Annotated in this window: 18 protein-coding genes; 10 read left to right on the top strand and 8 right to left on the bottom strand. The window is 71.4% G+C overall.

Features of this window, described 5'->3' with window-relative positions:
* Positions 1-4 precede the first annotated feature (4 nt).
* The 4 genes from ACZ562_RS09900 to ACZ562_RS09885 all read left to right on the top strand — a co-directional run bounded on the left by ACZ562_RS09900 (position 5) and on the right by ACZ562_RS09885 (position 4,199).
* Entirely contained in the window at positions 5-1,546 is a 1,542-nt protein-coding gene (locus tag ACZ562_RS09900; RefSeq protein WP_471175783.1) for an amino acid permease, read from the top strand.
* Between the two features lie 216 nt (positions 1,547-1,762).
* Entirely contained in the window at positions 1,763-3,172 is a 1,410-nt protein-coding gene (locus ACZ562_RS09895; protein WP_471175781.1) for a peptidase C39 family protein, read from the top strand.
* 134 nt (positions 3,173-3,306) lie between these two features.
* Positions 3,307-3,447, top strand: a complete 141-nt coding sequence (locus tag ACZ562_RS09890; protein ID WP_471175779.1) for an SCO1431 family membrane protein — start codon at positions 3,307-3,309, stop codon at positions 3,445-3,447.
* 62 nt (positions 3,448-3,509) lie between these two features.
* The gene (locus ACZ562_RS09885; protein ID WP_471175777.1) at positions 3,510-4,199 is read left to right on the top strand and encodes a TetR/AcrR family transcriptional regulator; all 690 of its coding nucleotides are present in this window, start codon (positions 3,510-3,512) and stop codon (positions 4,197-4,199) included.
* A 53-nt stretch (positions 4,200-4,252) separates the two neighbouring features.
* On the opposite strand, the gene ACZ562_RS09880 is transcribed toward ACZ562_RS09885, so the two are convergent.
* Complete coding sequence (locus ACZ562_RS09880; protein ID WP_471175775.1) at positions 4,253-5,494, bottom strand: glycoside hydrolase family 18 protein; 1,242 nt, start codon at positions 5,492-5,494, stop codon at positions 4,253-4,255.
* 333 nt (positions 5,495-5,827) lie between these two features.
* Here ACZ562_RS09880 and ACZ562_RS09875 point away from each other — a divergent pair, with 333 nt between their 5' ends.
* Complete coding sequence (locus ACZ562_RS09875) at positions 5,828-7,000, top strand: acyl-CoA dehydrogenase family protein (protein ID WP_471175773.1); 1,173 nt, start codon at positions 5,828-5,830, stop codon at positions 6,998-7,000.
* On the opposite strand, the gene ACZ562_RS09870 is transcribed toward ACZ562_RS09875, so the two are convergent.
* Positions 6,963-7,211 (bottom strand): hypothetical protein, encoded by a 249-nt coding sequence (locus ACZ562_RS09870; RefSeq protein ID WP_471175771.1) that lies wholly within the window; start codon positions 7,209-7,211, stop codon positions 6,963-6,965. The genes ACZ562_RS09875 and ACZ562_RS09870 overlap by 38 nt on opposite strands.
* A 478-nt stretch (positions 7,212-7,689) precedes the next feature.
* Complete coding sequence (locus ACZ562_RS09865; protein WP_471175769.1) at positions 7,690-8,124, bottom strand: hypothetical protein; 435 nt, start codon at positions 8,122-8,124, stop codon at positions 7,690-7,692.
* Positions 8,125-8,392: 268 nt separating this feature from the next.
* On the opposite strand from ACZ562_RS09865, the gene ACZ562_RS09860 reads away from it, so the two are divergent.
* From ACZ562_RS09860 to fxsA, 4 genes are all read left to right on the top strand, one after another.
* Positions 8,393-8,833 carry an Lrp/AsnC family transcriptional regulator gene (locus tag ACZ562_RS09860; RefSeq protein WP_150943808.1) on the top strand — a complete coding sequence of 147 codons (441 nt, stop codon included), beginning with the start codon at positions 8,393-8,395 and terminating at the stop codon, positions 8,831-8,833.
* 47 nt (positions 8,834-8,880) lie between these two features.
* Positions 8,881-10,485: an amidohydrolase gene (locus ACZ562_RS09855; RefSeq protein ID WP_471175767.1), complete on the top strand. Its 1,605-nt coding sequence runs from the start codon at positions 8,881-8,883 to the stop codon at positions 10,483-10,485.
* Between the two features lie 537 nt (positions 10,486-11,022).
* Positions 11,023-11,826 carry a polyprenol monophosphomannose synthase gene (locus ACZ562_RS09850; RefSeq protein ID WP_471175765.1) on the top strand — a complete coding sequence of 268 codons (804 nt, stop codon included), beginning with the start codon at positions 11,023-11,025 and terminating at the stop codon, positions 11,824-11,826.
* A 93-nt stretch (positions 11,827-11,919) separates the two neighbouring features.
* Positions 11,920-12,480, top strand: a complete 561-nt coding sequence (fxsA, locus tag ACZ562_RS09845; protein ID WP_471175763.1) for an FxsA family membrane protein — start codon at positions 11,920-11,922, stop codon at positions 12,478-12,480.
* Between the two features lie 88 nt (positions 12,481-12,568).
* Here fxsA and ACZ562_RS09840 read toward each other — a convergent pair whose 3' ends face one another.
* The 4 genes from ACZ562_RS09840 to yczE all read right to left on the bottom strand — a co-directional run bounded on the left by ACZ562_RS09840 (position 12,569) and on the right by yczE (position 16,121).
* Positions 12,569-12,943 (bottom strand): RNA polymerase-binding protein RbpA, encoded by a 375-nt coding sequence (locus tag ACZ562_RS09840; RefSeq protein WP_009187548.1) that lies wholly within the window; start codon positions 12,941-12,943, stop codon positions 12,569-12,571.
* 255 nt (positions 12,944-13,198) lie between these two features.
* On the bottom strand, positions 13,199-14,554 hold the full coding sequence (locus ACZ562_RS09835; RefSeq protein WP_471175760.1) for an MFS transporter: 1,356 nt from the start codon (positions 14,552-14,554) through the stop codon (positions 13,199-13,201).
* Between the two features lie 53 nt (positions 14,555-14,607).
* Entirely contained in the window at positions 14,608-15,375 is a 768-nt protein-coding gene (locus ACZ562_RS09830) for a glycerophosphodiester phosphodiesterase (protein WP_471175758.1), read from the bottom strand.
* Complete coding sequence (gene yczE / locus ACZ562_RS09825; protein WP_471175756.1) at positions 15,372-16,121, bottom strand: membrane protein YczE; 750 nt, start codon at positions 16,119-16,121, stop codon at positions 15,372-15,374. The genes ACZ562_RS09830 and yczE overlap by 4 nt, the downstream gene beginning before the upstream one ends.
* Before the next feature lie 30 nt (positions 16,122-16,151).
* On the opposite strand from yczE, the gene ACZ562_RS09820 reads away from it, so the two are divergent.
* On the top strand, positions 16,152-17,651 hold the full coding sequence (locus ACZ562_RS09820; RefSeq protein ID WP_471175754.1) for an SCO1417 family PLP biosynthesis transcription factor: 1,500 nt from the start codon (positions 16,152-16,154) through the stop codon (positions 17,649-17,651).
* A 116-nt stretch (positions 17,652-17,767) separates the two neighbouring features.
* Here ACZ562_RS09820 and ACZ562_RS09815 read toward each other — a convergent pair whose 3' ends face one another.
* The gene (locus tag ACZ562_RS09815) at positions 17,768-19,342 is read right to left on the bottom strand and encodes a hypothetical protein (protein ID WP_471175752.1); all 1,575 of its coding nucleotides are present in this window, start codon (positions 19,340-19,342) and stop codon (positions 17,768-17,770) included.
* Positions 19,343-19,378 lie beyond the last annotated feature (36 nt).

Here is a 19,378-nt window from a genome sequence, read left to right as displayed (position 1 = left end):
ACCCTTGTCAGAACGGATATCGGTCCAGCGTGCCAGAACCCGCTCGGATGCCGATCCGGTCCTGCTCGACGACGACGCCACACTGCACGCGATGGGATATCCGAGAAAACTCACCCGTCGCTTCAAGGCGTTCGACAATTTCGCCATCTCGTTCACCATCATCAACATCATCTCGGGTATTTTCTCCGGCTTCGGATTCGGTCTGAACGCCGGTGGCCCGCGTATTCTCGTCTTCGGCTGGATCGGCGTCTCCGTCATGGTGCTCTTCGTGGGGGCAGCGATGGCGGAGGTCGCCTCCGCCTATCCGACGAGCGGGGCGCTGTATTTCTCCGCCGGGAAACTCGCCAAGCGGCACAAGGGGGCCTGGTCCTGGTACACGGGCTGGCTGAACTTCGTGGGCCAGGTCGGCGGCACGGCCGCCACGGGCTACGCCGCCGCCACCTTCGTCCAGGCTTTCATCGCCCTGCAGTGGCCCTCGTACGTGCCGACCGCTCACCAGACGGTCCTGATCACGGCCCTGATCATCGTGCTGCAGGGTCTCGCCAACACGTACACCGTCACGCTGGTCGCGCTCCTCAACCGGATCTCCGTCTGGTGGCTGCTGACCGGACTCGTGATCATCGTGAGCACCCTGATCGTCATGCCCGACCATCACCGGTCGCCGTCCTTCGTGACGCATTTCGTGAACAACACCGGTTTCACGAGCGGGCTTTACGGCGGCATGCTCGGCCTGCTGGTCACCAGCTGGACCTTCACCGGCTTCGACGGCAGCTTCCACATGTCCGAGGAAACGGTCCGGGCGACGGTCAACGCCCCCAGGGGGATCACGCGCGCGATCGGCTACTCGGCGATCACCGGCCTGATCCTCGTACTCGCACTTGTCCTGAGCATTCATGACTACGACCGCGTGGCGGGCGCGTCCGCGCCCCCCGTGCAGATCCTGATCGACGGGCTCGGCCTGGGCACCGCGAAAGCGCTGTTGCTCATCGTGATCGGGGCCATGCTCTTCTGCGGCCTCGCAAATCTCACCAGCAACACCCGGCAGATCTTCGCCTTCTCCCGGGACGGGGCGATGCCCGGCTCCCGCTGGTGGCATTCGGTCTCCCCGCGCACCCGCACCCCCGTCAAGGCCGTCTGGCTGGCGGTCGCCTGTTCGCTGGCCCTCGTCCTGCCCGGCTGGTGGTCGCACACGGCGTTCACCGCCATCGTCAGCGTCAACGTGGTCGGACTCTTCCTCGCCTACGCCGTGCCGATCCTCCTCCGTCTGCGGCTCGGCGACGAGTTCCAGCCGGGGCCGTGGCACCTCGGCCGCTGGGGCCGGCCGGTCGGGGCCGTGGCGGTGGCCTGGATCCTGCTCAGCAGCGTCCTGTTCATGCTGCCCCAGGCCTCGCCGATCACCGCCGACTCCTTCAACTACGCCCCGATCGCCCTGGGAGTCGTCCTGCTCGTGGCCACGGTGTGGTGGTTCGCCACCGCCCGCCGCCGCTTCCGGGGGCCGGTCAGCTACGGCCGGCCGGACGAGGTTGCGGCGATGGATCTCATCTGACGATCGGCCCCGGCGCGCCGTGCCCGATCGCGTCGGGGCCGACTCGCAGCAGGTCATGCCAGTGGTCCAGACCCATATTGGTGGGCGCGGCATGGCCCGCGGTGCTGGCAGGACCCTGCCGCCTGCGGCCATAGTTGGCCCACCACCGCGCACCAGCCGGTGCACCCGCTCGCACTGGACCTGCCCCGACTCGGACACCTGGGAGTCATTCCGCCCATGAACAGAGCCGAACAGCCGTCCCGCAGAACCGTCCTGGCCGCCGCGGTCGCCACAGCGGTGACCGGCAGCGCGGCCCCCGCGGCCGCCGACACCGCCGCCGACACCGCCGCCGACACCGCCGCCGACACCGCCGCCGACACCGCGACCGGCGCCGCTGACTCCGCGCAGGCGCCCGCCCGCCTGGTCGACAACCGCGCCTGGACCACGTACACGGACTGGTGCAGTGGCGCCGAGAGGGGCACCCGGGCAGTCGCGGGCGCCCGCCCCGGCCTCGTGCTCGGCACCCCCGCCGGCACGGCCGACTACACGGACCCGCACACCGGTACGACCGCCACCTGGGAGTACGGGACCTGGACATCACCCGTCCACCGACTCGCCGTCCCCTCCACGGAGGCGATCGCCTCCTGGAACGCGCACACGCCGGCCGGGACCTGGCTCCAGGTCGAGCTGACCGGCACGTACTCCGACGCCACGAACACCCCGTGGTACGTGATGGGCCGCTGGGCGGCCGGTGACCAGGACATCAAGCGGACCTCGGTGGACGACCAGACGGACGGCAGGAGCACCGTCTGGACGGACACCTTCGCCATCGACGACGCCACCACCGGCCTGCGCCTGACCTCGTACCGACTGCGGCTGACCCTCTACCGCAGGCCCGGCACGAGACTCACACCCACCGTCTGGCGGCTCGGCGCGATGGGCTCCGACATCCCCGACCGCTTCACGGTTCCCGCCTCCACGCCGGGCCCCGCCCGGGAGCTGATCGTTCCGCGCTACTCGCAGGAGATCCACGCGGGCCAGTACCCCGAGTACGACAACGGCGGCGAGGCCTGGTGCAGCCCCACCTCCTCGCAGATGATCATCGAGTACTGGGGTGGCCGGCTCACTCCCGAACAGCTGGCGTGGGTCGACCCCGCCTACGCCGACCCGCAGGTGTGCCACGCGGCCCGGTCCACCTACGACCACCAGTACGCCGGCTGCGGCAACTGGCCGTTCAACGCCGCCTACGCGGCCACGTTCACAGACCTCCAGGGCGTGGTCACCCGGCTCGGCTCGCTCACCGACCTGGAGACGCTGATCGCGGCCGGCATCCCGGCCATAACGTCCCAGTCGTTCCTCAAGGGGGAGCTCACGGGGGCGGGTTACGGCACCTCCGGCCATCTGATGACGGTGATCGGCTTCACCGCCGAAGGTGACGTGATCGCCAACGATCCCGCCTCCCCGACCGACGAGGCCGTGCGGCGCGTCTACAAGCGGCGCGAGTGGGAGAACATCTGGCTGAGGACCAAGAGGTACAACGCCTCGGGCAAGGTCGTCTCCGGCACCGGCGGCGTCTGCTATCTGTACTTCCCGGCACGGCCGACTTCGCGGCAGCGCAAGGCGCTCGCGGCGGTGGGTGTGTGCTGAGCCGACGAGCGGAAGGCCTCCGGTGTCCCAGGGGCCTTCGGGTGTGACCAAGCTCTCCGTTGCAAAAGCCGTTTCCGGTGGCAAGGTGGACATGTCTGTGGGGGGCCACGTACATCCGAGACCAGCGAGACGCCATGACCGCACACTCAGCTACCGCCTCCCGCACCCGCACCGGCGGCCCCGGCGACGACGGCCCGAAGATCCTCGAGCACGTCATGGGATGGACCCTGGTCGCGGTGCTCGCGATGCTCGTGACCCAGCTCGGCCTGTTGTGAACTGACCCGTACTCGACCTGCCATACTGCGGATGTCCCGCCCGCTGGAGACCAGGGTCGAAATTGAATATCAGCCAACAGCGCGAAGCCGTCCGCCCCCGGGTGCGCGGCACCGAGCGTTCGGCCGCACGGCGCGCCGAACTCATCGCCATCGGACGGACGTTGTTCGCCGACACTTCGTACGACGCGCTCTCGATGGACGACATCGCCCGGCAGGCCCATGTCGCCAAGGGGCTGATCTACTACTACTTCCAGTCCAAGCGCGGCTACTACCTGGCGATAATCCAGGATTCCGTCGCCGGCCTGGTCACCTACGCGGCGAGCGGACTCGAACTGGCCCCGGTGGACCGCGTCCACCGCACCATCGACAGCTATCTGCGCTACGCCGAGCACAATCAGGCCGCGTACCGCACGATCGTCAGCGGGGGAGTCGGCTTCGACACCGAGGTGCACGCCGTGCGGGACGGGGTGCGCGAGGCGATCGTCTCGACCATCGCGGAAGGAGCGTACGGCCGCCGCGACATCGCGCCGCTGGCCCGTATGGGCCTGCTCGCCTGGGTGTGCAGTGTCGAGGGTGCCGCCCTCGACTGGATCGACCGCCCTGAACTGTCCCGCGAGACCATGCGCGAGCTGCTGGTCAAGACGCTCGGCGGCGCCATGCGCGCCATCGAGGAACTGGACCCCGCCTACCCGGCCCCGCAGCCGGCCCGCCGGGACGGCCGGCGAGAGCTGACGACAGCTGACGACAGCTGACGACGAGGGGCGGAGGCTCGTGGTCCTCCGCCCCAAGTCGCCCCGTGGGCCGGTCAGTCGATGGCCTTGATCAGTTCGCCGTCAGCGGTGTCCCCGCTCAGCTCCCAGAAGAACGTGCCGCCCAGGCGCTGCGCGTCCTTGAACTTCATCTTCCCCTTGATGGTCTTCGGGGTGTCGTAACTCCACCAGTCGCTGCCGCACTTGGCGTATGCCGTGCCGCCGACGGTGCCGGTCGCCGGGCACTTGGTCTTCAGCACCTTGTAGTCCTCGTTGCCGTCCTCGTACGTCCCCGCCGCCGGGCCGGTCGCCGTGCCGCCCGGCTTCGACCGGGTGACGCCGGTCCAGCCGCGTCCGTAGAAGCCGATGCCGAGCAGCAGCTTCGACGACGGGATGCCCAGGCTCTTGAGCTTGGCGATGGTGGCGGCGGTGTTGTAGCCCTCCGCCGGGATGCCCGGGTAGGAGGTCAGCGGGGAGTGCGGAGCCGTTGGGCCGGTGGCGGCCCAGGCGCCGAAGTAGTCGTACGTCATCGGGTTGTACCAGTTCACGTAGCGGACCGCGCCCGCGTAGTCCGCCGCGTCGATCCTGCCGCCGCTGGAGGCGTCGGCCGTGATCGCCGCCGTGATCAGCTCCCGCTTGCCGAACTTGGCGCGCAGCGCCGACATGAGGTCCCGGAACGCCTCCCGGCCGCTGGTGTCGCAGGTGAGGCCGCAGGCGCCGGGGTATTCCCAGTCGATGTCGATTCCGTCGAAGACATCCGCCCACTCGGAGTTCTCGACCAGGTCGTGGCAGGACCGGGCGAAGGCCGCGGGGTCCTTGGCCGCCTCGCCGAAGCCGCCCGACCAGCTCCAGCCGCCGAACGACCAGATGATCTTCAGGTTCGGATGGAGCTTCTTCAGCTTGCGGAGCTGGTTGAAGTTGCCGCTGAGCGGCTGGTCCGCGGTGTCGGCGACGCCGTCCACGGACTCCTCGGCGGTGAACGGCCTGTCGGTGTCCGCCCAGGCGTCGCCGAGGGCGCACTTGCCGCCGATGACGTTGCCGAAGGCGTAGTTGACGTGGGTGAGCCGGTCCGCGGAGCCGGACGTCTCGATGTTCTTGACGTAGTACTGGCGGCCGTAGATGCCCCAGTCGGTGAAGTAGCCCACGACCTTGGAGCCGGTCGCCCCGGCTTCTGCGGAGTCGGGCTCGGTGGCGGTCGCGCTGCTCGCGCCGGCGAGCAGGGCGGCACCGAGGACGGCGCAACAGCCGGCGGACAGGAGCGCCCGGAACCGGGTGCGGGGGCGGAGCGGGGTGGGCATCGGGTGTCTCCTCGCAGAGGACAGGGAGGGATCGCACGCCGATTGGCATGAACGCGGAGAGGCGCTGGATCGAAACCGTAGGAGGACTAGACCATTTGGTCAATGGTTCGGACCAATTTCCCGAGGCATCGGCAAGCCGAGGAATCGCCTGAAGTAAGCGGTCGTTAACTGGTGACTCAATGCGTCTGATCGGGCATACTCACAGCGCAGAGCCGCTGGTCAGCAGCTTCCGAGACCCGGGAGTGCGACCATCGGCCGGCACCTGTACTACCGGCGGAGCGGCCTCACAAAGGGCCAGTCCGCCCGTGCCCGAAAAGGGAGGAGAGCGTCGCCATGCCCGACCGCGCCCCGCAGCCGGTGGACCGTCAACTGCCCACGGACGAGGCCCGGGATCTGATCTCGCTCGTCCGCGACATCGCGCAGCGCGAGATCGCCCCGAAGGCGGCCCAGGAGGAGGACGCCGGACGCTTCCCGCGCGAGGTCTTCACCCTGCTCTCCGAGTCGGGACTCCTCGGCCTGCCGTACGACTCCGGGTACGGCGGCGGCGACCAGCCCTACGAGGTCTACCTCCAGGTCCTCGAAGAGCTGGCCGCGGCCCGTCTCACCGTCGGCCTCGGGGTAAGCGTGCACACCCTGGCCTCCTTCGCGCTCGCCGCCTACGGCACCAAGGAGCAGCAGGTCGAGCACCTGCCCGCGATGCTCGGCGGCGGCCTGCTCGGCGCCTACTGCCTCTCGGAGCCGTCTTCGGGCTCGGACGCCGCCTCCCTGCGCACGAAAGCCGTGCGCGAGGGCGACGACTGGGTGATCACCGGCACCAAGGCCTGGATCACACATGGCGGCATCGCCGACTTCTACACCGTCATGGCGCGTACCGGCGAGGACGGACCGCGCGGGATCACCGCCTTCCTGGTGCCCGGTGACGCGGCGGGCCTGAGCGGTGCGGTGCCCGAGAAGAAGATGGGCATGAAGGGCTCGCCCACCGCGCAGGTCCACTTCGACGGCGTCCGCGTCCTCGACGAGCGGCGCATCGGCGACGAGGGCCAGGGCTTCGCGATCGCGCTGTCGGCGCTCGACTCCGGGCGGCTCGGCATCGCGGCCTGCGCGATCGGCCTGGCCCAGGCGGCGCTCGACGAGGCCGTCGCCTATGCCACCGGGCGGCGGCAGTTCGGGCGGCCGATCGCCGACTTCCAGGGGCTGCGCTTCATGCTCGCCGACATGGCGACCCAGGTCGAGGCCGGCCGGGCGCTGTACCTGGCGGCCGCGCGGCTGCGTGACGCGGGCCGGCCCTTCGCCAAGCAGGCGGCCATGGCCAAGCTGCACTGCACCGATGCCGCGATGAAGGTGACGACCGACGCCGTCCAGATCCTCGGCGGATACGGCTACACCGCGGACTTCCCGGTCGAGCGCTACATGCGCGAGGCCAAGGTCCTGCAGATCGTCGAGGGCACCAACCAGATCCAGCGGATGGTCATCGCCCGTCACCTCGCGGGTCCCGAGACCCGCTGAACTGGCCCACCGTGACCTGGGGTGCCGCGAGCCGGACCCACTCCGGATCGTGGCGCCCCGGCAGCGTCCGGCCCCGGTCGGCCCAGGTGCGCATCAAGGCGCTGTAGATGGGCGGGTCCTGGGGCTGCGGCGGCGCCGGCCGAACCGATTCGGCGGGCGCGGGAACGAACACTCGGCGCTGACGCCCGGTCGCTGTGTAGGTGGGGGTCATACCAGGGCAACGCAGCTGAGGGCGGTCAGGTCACCGGTCCCCGGATTCGGGCGTGAGTTCGCAAACGTCCCTCCTCCCGTCCGGCCCGGGGCGGTCGGCTGACGTACCGGCGGTCATATCGCCGGCAGGGAGGCCTGCCGTGCCCGACGACCGCCCAGTACCGTCCTGGGCGGCGTGGACGCCGGCCGCAACGGCTCGACGAGTACCCCGTGCGGCAGGTGCCCACCAAGTCCCGCAGCGGCAGACCGACTTCTTCCCCTTCCCGGTCAGGGCGACGCGCTGGTCGGTCATGTCACGGCTACCACACGTGGTACGCCGCGCCGCGGCGCGCGATCGTCATGCTGCGCGTCGCCCGGCGGGTTTCGGTGAGGTCGCCTCCCGTCGGACCAGGACACACCGATCCTGCACCACGGCAGCCTGCGGGCCATGGTGCAGGGCAGTTGCCGGGACTGAGCGGCGCGGTGCCGAGCGGAGTCGCTCAGGCGGCCTGGCGCCGCTGGTCGGGAACCCTGATGGGGCGCGAGCCCGGGCCGCCGACGTGCGAGAAGGGCTGCGTCCGCCAGTCCAGCCCCTGAGGGAGCGTCAACAGCAGCGCGGTGTCCTGCTCCTGGAGCTTCAGCGACTCGTCCGCGGGCCGGGCGTCGGCGGCCCGGCGGCCCGTACCGGCGCAGACCGTGAGGCCGAACGGGTTCCATGGCGAGGCGCACAGCGCGTGCTCCGGCAGGACGTCCTCGTCCGCCAGCAGGGCGATGGGCTGCGCGCAGTCCGGGCAGGTCACCCGGTACATCTCGAAGGTGTCGTACGTGTCGAGCTCGTCGTCGAGTGCGTCGGGTTCGACGCCCTCCGGCTCGGGCTCGGCGACGGCGTGGAGCCGCTTGGGCGCGGTACGACCAGGGCGCTTAAGACTCTGCATGGGATTCTCCCCCTCGGGCTGGGCCGTGAAGGCGCTGCGGCCTCGACCACAGCAAGCACTTCCCGCCCGGTATCGGCGGTAATCACGAGTCCATGCAGTAGACCCTCCGTCGTGTGTGGCGTTCGTCACATGCCATCCGCAGGTGCCTGTGGCGGCCCTTTTCCCTCCGGGACGGCTCACAGCCCGCTCTCGACCACATCACGAACCGGGTATGACCTGGGCTGCTCAGGTATCGGAGGAGATCATGCACCCTGTAGGTTCTTGCGTCATGGAGGAGCTCGACCGACAGATCGTGCAGCTGCTCGTCAAGGACGGGCGGATGAGCTACACAGACCTGGGCAAGGCCACGGGACTGTCCACGTCGGCCGTGCACCAGCGGGTGCGCCGGCTGGAGCAGCGCGGCGTCATCCGCGGCTATGCCGCCGTCGTCGACCCCGAGGCGGTGGGGCTGCCCATGACCGCCTTCATCTCGGTGAAGCCGTTCGACCCGAGCGCCCCCGACGACATCGCGGACCGTCTCGCCGACGTCCCCGAGATCGAGGCCTGCCACAGCGTCGCGGGCGACGAGAACTACATCCTCAAGGTGCGGGTTGCCACCCCCCACGAGCTGGAGGAACTGCTCGCCCGGCTGCGCTCGCTGGCCGGGGTGTCCACGCGCACGACTGTGGTGCTGTCGACGCCGTACGAGGCGCGGCCGCCGCGGATCTGACCCACCTGCGTGCCGGGCGGCTCCCGCGAGGCGCGAGACTGTTCCCCATGAGTGAGCGCACCCCCGAGCCGAAGACCGTCCTGCTCCGCCGCGGCGAGGTCCACAGTCCCGCCGACCCGTTCGCGACAGCGATGGTCGTGGAGCGCGGACACGTCGCCTGGGTCGGCACCGAGGGCGCAGCCGATGCCTTCGCGGACGGCGTCGACGGGGTGATCGACCTCGACGGAGCCCTCGTCACCCCCGCGTTCACCGACGCACACGTGCACACCACCTCCACCGGTCTCGCCCTCACCGGCCTCGACCTGTCCGGCGCCGCTTCCCTCGACGCGGCCCTCGATCTCGTACGGGACTTCGCCGCCGCCCGCCCTGCCGACCGGGTCCTGCTCGGCCACGGCTGGGACGCCTCGCGCTGGCCCGGCGGGCGCCCGCCGACGCGTGCCGAACTCGACCGGGCCACCGGCGGCCGCCCCCTCTACCTCAGCCGGATCGACGTCCACTCGGCGGTCGTCACCACGGCCCTGCTGGACATGGTTCCCGGGGACATCACCCGCGAGGACGCCCCCTTCACCAGCGACGCCCACCACGCCGTACGGGCCGCCGCCTTCGCCGCCGTCACGGCCGAGCAGCGCACCGAGGCCCAGCGCACGGCGCTCGCACACGCCGCCTCCCTCGGCATCGGCACCGTCCACGAGTGCGCCGGCCCGGAGATCTCCTCGGAGGACGACTTCACCGGCCTGCTCCGGCTCGCGGCCGAAGTACCGGGTCCGCGCGTCGTCGGCTACTGGGCGGAACAGGATGCCGACAAGGCGCGGGAACTCGGCGCGGCCGGCGCGGCAGGAGACCTGTTCGTCGACGGTGCCCTCGGCTCCCACACCGCCTGCCTGCACCAGCCGTACGCCGACGCCGACCACGCGGGCACCGCCTACCTGGACGCGGCCGCCGTCGCCGCCCATGTGGTCGCCTGCACCGAGGCGGGCCTTCAGGCGGGCTTCCACGCGATCGGCGACGCCGCCGTGACCGCCGTGGTCGAGGGTGTGCGCGCCGCTGCCGAGAAGGCCGGCCAGGCCCGTGTCCGTGCCGCCCGACATCGCGTCGAGCACGCCGAGATGCTCACCCCCGAGACCGTCGCGGCCTTCGCGGAACTCGGGCTGACCGCCTCCGTCCAGCCCGCCTTCGACGCGCTGTGGGGCGGTGAGGACGGCATGTACGCCAGGCGCCTGGGTGCCGGGCGGGCCCGCACCCTCAACCCCTTCGCGGCCCTGCTGCGCGCCGGTGTCCCGCTCGCCTTCGGCTCCGACAGCCCGGTCACCCCTCTCGACCCGTGGGGCACGGTCCGCGCGGCCGCCTTCCACCGCACGCCCGAGCACCGCGTCTCGGTACGCGCCGCGTTCACCGCGCACACGCGCGGCGGCTGGCGGGCCGTCGGCCGGGACGACGCGGGTGTCCTCGTGCCGGGCGCGCCCGCGGACTACGCCGTGTGGCGCACCGACGAACTGGTCGTCCAGGCCCCGGACGACCGGGTGGCCCGCTGGTCGACCGACCCCCGCTCCGGTACCCCCGGCCTGCCCGATCTGACCCCGGGCCGCGACCTCCCGGTCTGCCTGCGCACGGTGGTGGGCGGACGAACGGTTTTCGTACGGCCGGGCGAGTGATCTCCCGGGGTGGCGCGGTGAAGATCCGCCGCCGCGGCCCCGTCGCGCGACCTGCGCATCCTCCGCGCTGACCAGGGCTTTGGGCGAATAAGCGCAGGTCAAACGTCTGTTGACAGGCGACGGCAGGGGGCCGGTAGGTTCGGCCGAGTCCACCACCGGACGCCCGACCGGGGAACGTCCGCCCACTCACCGCAGCGCCGCTGGGTCAGGGACGGTGTGCCGCACCGGGGCACCGCCACTGGGAGCCAGGCTCAGCGCCCACGCCGCGGCGAGGGAGCGTTCCGGCCGGTCGGGGAGGTGTGACCCGGGTGGGGCCCGGACGCTCAGTAGACAACGGCTTTCGGTCGACCCGCAGCCAGCGGGTCCCAGGTCGGCCCGAAGGGCGCCGGGCCCCCATCCGCAGAACGCACAGCGGTCGAAACAGGCATTACTACCCCGCGCTTGCGGAAACGACACCACCATACGAACGTCCTGTCGCGTCGCCGCAGGCCGCGGCCACTATGGTGGACCCCTGGGTACGGACTCGAAGGGGCAGCAGTGAACGACGGCGACGGGACCCTGGGGGCAGCGGCCAAAGGGAGGCGGTTCGGCCCGCTCGGCACGGCGTTGGTGATCATTCCGACCTACAACGAGGCGGAGAACATCACGTCGATCGTCGGCCGGGTGCGCAAGGCGGTCCCCGAGGCGCACGTGCTCGTGGCCGACGACAACAGCCCCGACGGCACGGGCAAGCTCGCCGACGAACTCGCCGTCGGTGACGAGCAGGTCCAGGTTCTGCACCGCAAGGGCAAGGAGGGCCTCGGCGCCGCCTACCTCGCGGGCTTCCGCTGGGGCATGGAGAACGGCTACGGCGTCCTGATCGAGATGGACGCCGACGGCTCCCACCAGCCCGAGGAACTGCCCCGTCTGCTGACCGCCCTCAAGGGCGCCGACCTCGTCCTCGGCTCCCGCTGGGTGCCCGGCGGCCGGGTCGTGAACTGGCCGAAGTCCCGCGAGTTCATCTCCCGCGGCGGCAGCCTCTACTCACGCCTCGCCCTCGACCTGCCGCTGCGCGACATCACCGGCGGCTACCGCGCCTTCCGCCGCGAGACCCTCGAAGGGCTCGGCCTCGACGACGTCGCCTCCCAGGGCTACTGCTTCCAGGTCGACCTCGCCCGCCGCGCGGTCAAGGCCGGCTACCAGGTGGTCGAGGTGCCCATCACCTTCGTCGAGCGCGAACTCGGCGACTCCAAGATGAGCCGGGACATCCTCGTGGAAGCGCTGTGGCGGGTCACGACATGGGGCGTGGGGGAGCGGTTCGGCAAGATAGCCGGCCGCGGCGGCAAGCAGTCGCCGCGGTGACAACGAGCTGACGGCGGTGGAACGCGGGGCCGCGCAGGCCCGGTCGATCGCCCCCTCGTCCCGCGCCGAGCCGGGCCCAGGCACACTTGAGGCATGACGACTGGCGCTTCCACTCCCACGCCTCCCGCCCGGCCCCGGCGCTCCCGGCTGCGGACGTTCCTGCCGCTCGGCGTCGCGGCCTGGCTGGTCCTGGAGATCTGGCTGCTGACCGTGGTCGCGGGCGCGTCGAACGGATTCGTGGTGTTCCTGCTGCTGCTCGCCGGCCTCGTCCTCGGCGCGGTGGTGATCAAGCGCGCCGGCCGGCGCGCCTTCCGGAACCTCAATGAGGCGTTGCAGCGGGGCGAGGCCCCGTCGAACTCGCGCGGCGGGGGCAACGGACTGATGATGCTGGGCGGCCTGCTCCTCATGCTCCCGGGCCTGGTCTCGGACGCGGTGGGCCTGCTCCTCCTCGTCCCCCCGGTCCAGAAGGCCCTCAGCCGCTATGCGGAGCGCACCTTCGACCGCAGGCTGCGTGCGGCCGCCCCGGGCACCCTGGGTGACGCCTTCCAGCAGGCCCGGATCCACCGCCCCGACGGGAAGGTGGTGCAGGGCGAGGTCATCAGGGACGAACCGGGCGATGCCCCGCAGGACCGGCGGCCGCCGCTGACGCACTGACGGAACGCGCGAAGCCGCGGGCTCCGTACTCACGTACGGAGCCCGCGGCTTCGTGCTTGTGTCGTGTTCCGCCCGACCCGCGCAGGGACTACGCCGACTTGCGGCTGTCCCGCGGGTGCACCGCGATGTTCATCGCACCGGAGCGGAGAACGGCCAGGCGCTCCTCGAGGACCTCTTCGAGTTCCTCGCGGGTGCGCCGCTCCATCAGCATGTCCCAATGCGTACGCGCGGGCTTGGCCTTCTTCTCTTCAGGGCCGTCGCCGTCCACCAGGAGTGCTGGGGCCCCGCAGACCTTGCACTCCCACTCCGGCGGGATCTCCGCCTCGACCGAGAAGGGCATCTCGAAGCGGTGCCCCTTCTCGCATGCGTACTCCACGGCCTGGCGCGGGGCCAGGTCGATGCCGCGGTCCGTCTCGTAGCTGGTCACCACGAGGCGCGTGCCGCGAAGAGCTCGCTCACTCATGAATCGTGCCTCCCGGGCTTGTCGCCCACAGGACAGGTGTCGCTGTCGTCGTCATCCGGTCAACGTCCGGTCGGCGGTAAAGATTCCCGTTCCGGGTGATGCGTCGCCGTCGTAGCCGCCCCTTGTTGTACCCACCGGCGCCCGGTTTGTCACATCTGCTAGCAGATGTCACCCAGCGTTTCGGCATCTTTGACGCGCAGTAACGGTACGCCTGGCAGGCCAAACGCGTACACTACAGCCCTTTCGTGTTGAACGCTAAATCCTCTCGGGAACCGGATTGCCCGCGGCGCCGATCGCACGCCGCACCGGAACCCGCGCGAGCAGCACGAACCCGATGACGAAGAAGGCCACCAGCGAGATGATCGCGTCCCGGTAACTTCCCGTCAGCTGGTAGGTGAGGCCGAACAGAAGCGGGCCGAGCCAGCTCATGCCGCGGTCGCTCATCTCGTACGCGGAGAAGTACTCGGCCTCCTTGCCGGGCGGAACGAGATGCGAGAACAAGGAGCGGGACAGGGCCTGGCTGCCGCCGAGGACGAGCCCGATCCCGGCGGCCAGGACGAAGAACCAGACGGGCGCCCCGGCGGGCAGGAAGTATCCGGCCCCCAGCGTCACGGTCCAGGCGATCAGCGAGCCCAGGATCGTGCGCTTCGCGCCGTACACCCGGGCCAGCCGGCCCATCCCCAGGGCCCCCGCCACCGCCAGGACCTGGACCAGCAGTACGGCACCGATGAGGGTCGACTGTCCGAGGCCGAGTTCCTCGGAACCGTAGACCGAGGCCTGGGAGATCACCGTCTGGATGCCGTCGTTGTAGATCAGGTACGACAGGAGGAAGGCGAGCGTCAGCGGGTGGCGGCGCATGTCGCGGACGGTCGCGGCGAGCTGCCTGACCCCGGGTACGGAAGCCTCCCTCGTCCCGGTGCGGCGGTCGCGCAGCCGGCGCAGCGGAACCACGGTGAAGGCACCCCACCACAGGCCGGCCGACGCCAGACAGATGCGGACCGCCGCTCCCTCCGAGAGGCCGAAGCTGTCGTGGGCGGTGTAGAGGACCAGATTCACGACCAGGACCAGCGACCCCGCCGCATAGCCGAAGGCCCAGCCCCGGGAGGAGACCGCGTCGCGCTCCTCCGGCGGGGCGATCTGCGGCAGATAGGAGTTGTAGAGCATCGTCCCGACGGACTGTGCCGCGTTCGCGACGACCAGCAGCACGCCCCCGAGCAGATAGCGGTCGCCGTCGAGGAAGAACATGCCGGCGGTCGCCGCGGCCCCCGTGTAGGCCGCGGCCGCCAGGAGGGGCTTCTTGCGGCCGGTGCGGTCCGCGGCCGCGCCCACCAAGGGCATCACCACCACGGCCACGATCACCGACAGTGACACCGTGTACGCGAAGAACGACCCGGCGCGCACCGGGATCCCCAGCGGATGCACAAACCCGTCCGCGTCCGCCGCCGACTTGGCGACCGACGTCAGATAGGGCCCCAGGAACACCGTGAGCACGCTCGTCGAGTAGACGGAGCACGCCCAGTCGTAGAAGTACCAGCCGCGCTGTTCGCGCCGCCGCTGGGCGGTCTCGCCGGCCTCGTCGGCCGAACCCGCCCGCACGGTGTCGGTGCCCACCCGTGCCCTCGCTTCCCCGTGAAGGTGCCGCGCGAAGGCGTTCGCTCACGGGGTCAGACCCAGACGCCCCGATCTTCCATGACCTTGCGCAGCGTGTCGATGTGATCGGTCATGATGCCATCGACTCCCAGGTCCAGGAGCCGGTGCATGCGATCGGGTTCGTTGATGGTCCACACGTGCACCTGGAGCCCGTGCGCGTGGGCGGTGCGGATGAAGCGGTGGTCCACCACCTGGATACCGGACTGGGACTCGGGCACCTGGGCGGCGACCGCCGAGCGGCGCAGGGCGGCAGGCACGCCCCACGAGCGCAGCCGCAGGTTGAGCACACCCCGGGTGCCGTACGACGTCGCCAGGCGCGGCCCGGCCAAGTGCTGGGCGCGCACCACGCGCGCCTCGGCGAACGAGCCGACGCAGATCCGGTCCCAGGCGTTCGTGCGCTCGATCAGGTCGAGCAGGGGGTGGAGTGCCTGCTCCGCCTTGACGTCGATGTTCCACCGCACGTCGGGGAGGGTCTCCAGGAGCTCTTCGAAGAGGGGCACCGGCTCCTTGCCCGCCACGCGCGCGTGCCGCACGTCCCGCCAGGGCAGGTCCGCTATCCGGCCCGCTCCGTCCGTGACCCGGTCCAGCGTCGAGTCGTGGAAGGCGACCAGCTTCCCGTCGGCGGTGGCGTGGACGTCGGTCTCGATGTACCGGTACCCCGCTTCGACCGCGCGCCGGAACTGCAGCACGGTGTTCTCCAGGCCGTCCGCCGCCCCGCCGCGGTGGGCGAAGGGGATCGGACCGGGATGGTCGAGATAGGGGTGGCGAATCCGCGAGGTCACCGTCGAAGTATCGCTCGCCCCGGTTGCCCCGTGGCAACGACCGTGCTGCCGCCGGATGCCGGGGGGACGGCGAACAGCCGCAGGAAGAGCTGGGCGAGCGGGCCGATCGACACCGCGTACAGGACGGTGCCGACGCCGATGGTGCCGCCCAGGGCGAAGCCGGTCGCCACGACGGCGGCCTCGACGGCCGTCCGCAGCAGCCGGATCGAGCGGCCGGTGCGCCGGTGGAGTCCGGTCATCAGCCCGTCCCGCGGGCCCGGACCGAAGCGGGCGGCGATGTAGAGGCCGGTGGCCACGCCGTTGAGCAGGATGCCGGAGAGGAGAAGCGGAATCCGTACGGCCAGTGTGTGCGCCTCGGGGACGGCTGCGAGGGTGCCGTCCATGGCGATCCCGATGACGAAGACGTTGGAGACCGTGCCCAGGCCCGGCCGCTGGCGGAGCGGAATCCACAGGAGCAGCACCGCCGCCCCCACGACGATCGACACGACGCCGATCGTCCAGCCCGTGAGTTCGGCCAGTCCCTGGTGCAGCACGTTCCAGGGCTCGAGGCCCAGCCCCGCTTCGACGAGCAGCGCCGAGCTCGCCCCGTAGATCGCGAGACCGACGTACAACTGGATCAACCGTCGCCCCAGACGACGCTTCGCCGGGAAGGCCGACAATGCAGGCAACGCGGACAAGAGGTCCCCCCTGTGGTGGTAGTGGCCTGATGCATGACACCCTGTGGCTTGATGGGAAGCGTCATCCATGGCCAATTCGGGGAAGGTGGACTGATTTCCATGGGGCAGTGGACCTCGGCGGTGGGGGCGGCACAACTTGCCCGGCTGCTCAACTCCCAGCAGGACCGTCCGGCGGGTCCCGGCACGCGCCGTCCGCCCGCCTACCGCGCGCTGGCCGACGGCATCCGGCTGCTGGTGCTGGAAGGACGCGTCCCGGTGGCCGCCCGGCTGCCCGCCGAACGTGAGCTGGCGCTGTCCCTGTCCGTCAGCCGCACCACCGTCGCCGCCGCCTACGAGGCGCTGCGTACCGAGGGCTTCCTGGAGTCGCGGCGCGGCGCGGGCAGCTGGACCGCCGTGCCGGCCGGCAATCCCCTGCCCGCGCGCGGGCTGGAGCCGCTGCCGCCCGAGGCCCTCGGCTCGATGATCGACCTCGGCTGTGCGGCCCTGCCCGCTCCCGAGCCGTGGCTGACCCGCGCCGTCCAGGGGGCCCTCGAGGAGCTGCCGCCGTACGCCCACACGCACGGCGACTATCCCGCCGGGCTGCCCGCGCTGCGTTCGATGATCGCCGAGCGGTACTCCGCGCGCGGGATCCCGACCATGCCCGAGCAGATCATGGTGACGACCGGGGCGATGGGCGCGATCGACGCCATCTGTCATCTGTTCGCGGGACGTGGCGAGCGCATCGCGGTCGAGTCGCCCTCGTACGCCAACATCCTCCAGCTGATGCGGGAGGCCGGTGCCCGGCTCGTGCCGGTCGCGATGGCCGAGGGGCTGGCGGGCTGGGACATGGACCGCTGGCGGCAGGTGCTCCGGGATTCCGCGCCCCGGATGGCGTATGTCGTCGCCGACTTCCACAACCCCACAGGTGCGCTCGCCGACGGCGACCAGCGGCGCCGGCTGGTGGAGGCTGCCCGGTCGGCGGGGACCGTGCTGGTCGCCGACGAGACGATGAGCGAGCTGTGGCTGGACCCTGACGTCGATATGCCGCGGCCCGTGTGCTCCTTCGACGCGGCAGGGTCGACCGTCATCACCGTCGGGTCGGCGAGCAAGGCCTTCTGGGCGGGAATGCGCATCGGGTGGGTGCGTGCGGCCCCCGACGTGATCCGCAGCCTGGTCGCCGCGCGCGCGTACGCCGATCTGGGCACGCCCGTGCTGGAGCAGCTGGCCGTGAACTGGCTGTTCAGCACCGGGGGCTGGGCGCAGGCCGTGGACGTGCGGCGGGCTCAGGCCCGGGAGAACAGGGAGGCACTGGTGGCCGCCGTACGGCGGGAGCTGCCCGAGTGGGAGTTCGAGGTGCCGAAGGGGGGCCTCACGCTGTGGGTGCGGACGGGGGGCCTGTCCGGGTCGCGGCTCGCCGAGATGGGTGAGCGGGTCGGGGTGCGGGTGCCGTCCGGGCCGCGGTTCGGGGTGGACGGGGCGTTCGAAGGATATGTGCGGTTGCCGTTCACCGTGGGGGGCGCGGTGGCGGAGGAGGCGGCGGTGCGGCTGGCTTCGGCGGCGCGGTTGGTGGAGAGCGGGGGGTCCGGGGGCGGGGAGACGCCGCGTACGTTCGTGGCGTGACCTCGTGTCGCGAGACGTCCCGCCGCTGTCCGCGGGACCTGGTGCCGCGTCAGCCAGGGTTCGCCCCGTCGCGACGGACGCCGCTCCTTGACGGGCAAACCCTGGCTGGCGCGGCTCTAGGAAGTCTCCGCGACGACAGCTTCCGTGGGCACCGGCTCCGGCAGCTGCTCCTCGTCCGCCGGTTTCGTGCGCGGCGGCAGCAGCGCCAGCACCGCCTGACGGTCCGCCTCGCTCGTGGCGTCGTCGTACGGGTCCGGCGTCGCCGGGACCTGGAGACGGTGGACCGGGCCCGTGCCCAGGCGGGCGTAGCCGCGGCCGGGCGGCACCTGCGCGAGGGGGGTCGTGGGCGGGGGCGCGCCGAGGACCGCCTCCAGCTGCTCGGCCGTGGCGGGACCGAGGACGACACGCGCGCGCGTGTGCTGCCGTACGGCGTCGCTCAGGACGTCCGTGCTGTCGGACTGGTCGGCCACGACCACCGTCACGTTCGCCGCGCGGCCGTGCCGGAGCGGGACCTGGAGCAGGGACTGCGGGTCCTTGCGGCCGTCGGCGGCGGCCAGGTGGGCGAAGGCACTCGGGCGGTCCACGAGGATCCACAGCGGCCGCCTGGTGTCGTCCGGCGGCGGGTGGCCCGCCTGGCGGGCCTGGTTGGCCGCGATGAGACGGCGCTCGGTCTCGTGGGCCGCCCACTCCAGACTCGCCAGGGCGCCGGCCAGCCCGCACTCGACGGCCAGGACGCCGTCCCGGCCGGTCAGACAGGCGTACTCGCCGGTGCTGCCGCCCTCGACGATCACCACGTCGCCGTGCTGCAGCGCCTGGAGGGCGACCGAACGCAGCAGGGTCGAGGTGCCGCTGCCGGGCTGGCCCAGCACCAGCAGATGGGGTTCGGTGGAGCGGATGCCCGTGCGCCAGACGACCGGGGGGACGTCGCGCTGCTCCTCACCATGGGTGAGGGGGAGCGTGCGCTGGACCTGGCTGGGGTCGGTGAAACCGAGGACCGTCTCGCCGGGCGCCGTGACGAAGCGCTGGGCGGCGATGTCGGTGGGCAGCGGCGCGAGGACCGTGACGGTGAGCTGGTTGCCCTCCTCCTCCCAGGCGAAGTGGTATTCGCGGCCGCGGCCCGACTTGGCGTGCAGCAGTTGCTCGATCCGCGCGCGGGACTCCGCCTCGCCGTCGGTGAAGTAGGCCGGGTAGCGGATCACGAGGTGAGTGACGCGTCCCGAGCCGTCGAACTCGTAGGCGGGGAAGGCCTTCTCCCACTCACCGCCGTGGGCGTACAGCGGAGCCGGGTCCTCGGCGGTCGAGAAGTAGGGGACGAGGGCCTCGTACAGTGACCGGAGGCGCTGTGTCTGCGGCTCGTCGGGTCCCGCCGCAGCCTGCGGCTTGCGCTCCCGGCCCTGCCAGGCCGCCGCCGCCATCAGCGTGATGACGGCGAGCAGCGGGCCGTACGGCACGAGTGCCACGACCAGAACCACCGACGCCACCAGGAACAGCAGCGGCCCGCGCTTGTCCTTGGGTGTGTCGGCCCACTTGCGGCGCGCGGCCGACGCCAGCCGGCGCAGCCCGCGGGTGATCGTGAGCAGCGGATGGAGGACGTCGGTGGCGCTGTCGGCGGCCGTCCGGGCCAGCTCCCGGCTCCGGGCGATCTGCGCGCTGCCTGTGCTCAGGATGCGGGGGAGGGGGCGCCGGGCCACAGCTGTCTCCTGAAGGTGCGTACGGTCGGGTGGGGC

It is taken from the genome of Streptomyces sp. NPDC040410 (assembly GCF_055595715.1).
Note: the sequence above shows the minus strand (reverse complement) of the source record. Positions and strands in the feature narration are given on the sequence as shown.

Coding starts and splice junctions, on each gene's coding strand:
- ACZ562_RS09870 (WP_471175771.1), bottom strand. CDS start 7,211: ATGACCCCCACCTACACAGCGACCGGGCGTCAGCGCCGAGTGTTCGTT.
- ACZ562_RS09820 (WP_471175754.1), top strand. CDS start 16,152: ATGGGGCAGTGGACCTCGGCGGTGGGGGCGGCACAACTTGCCCGGCTG.
- ACZ562_RS09855 (WP_471175767.1), top strand. CDS start 8,881: ATGAGTGAGCGCACCCCCGAGCCGAAGACCGTCCTGCTCCGCCGCGGC.
- ACZ562_RS09895 (WP_471175781.1), top strand. CDS start 1,763: ATGAACAGAGCCGAACAGCCGTCCCGCAGAACCGTCCTGGCCGCCGCG.
- ACZ562_RS09865 (WP_471175769.1), bottom strand. CDS start 8,124: ATGCAGAGTCTTAAGCGCCCTGGTCGTACCGCGCCCAAGCGGCTCCAC.
- ACZ562_RS09880 (WP_471175775.1), bottom strand. CDS start 5,494: ATGCCCACCCCGCTCCGCCCCCGCACCCGGTTCCGGGCGCTCCTGTCC.
- ACZ562_RS09890 (WP_471175779.1), top strand. CDS start 3,307: ATGACCGCACACTCAGCTACCGCCTCCCGCACCCGCACCGGCGGCCCC.
- fxsA (WP_471175763.1), top strand. CDS start 11,920: ATGACGACTGGCGCTTCCACTCCCACGCCTCCCGCCCGGCCCCGGCGC.
- yczE (WP_471175756.1), bottom strand. CDS start 16,121: ATGGATGACGCTTCCCATCAAGCCACAGGGTGTCATGCATCAGGCCAC.
- ACZ562_RS09840 (WP_009187548.1), bottom strand. CDS start 12,943: ATGAGTGAGCGAGCTCTTCGCGGCACGCGCCTCGTGGTGACCAGCTAC.
- ACZ562_RS09860 (WP_150943808.1), top strand. CDS start 8,393: ATGGAGGAGCTCGACCGACAGATCGTGCAGCTGCTCGTCAAGGACGGG.
- ACZ562_RS09875 (WP_471175773.1), top strand. CDS start 5,828: ATGCCCGACCGCGCCCCGCAGCCGGTGGACCGTCAACTGCCCACGGAC.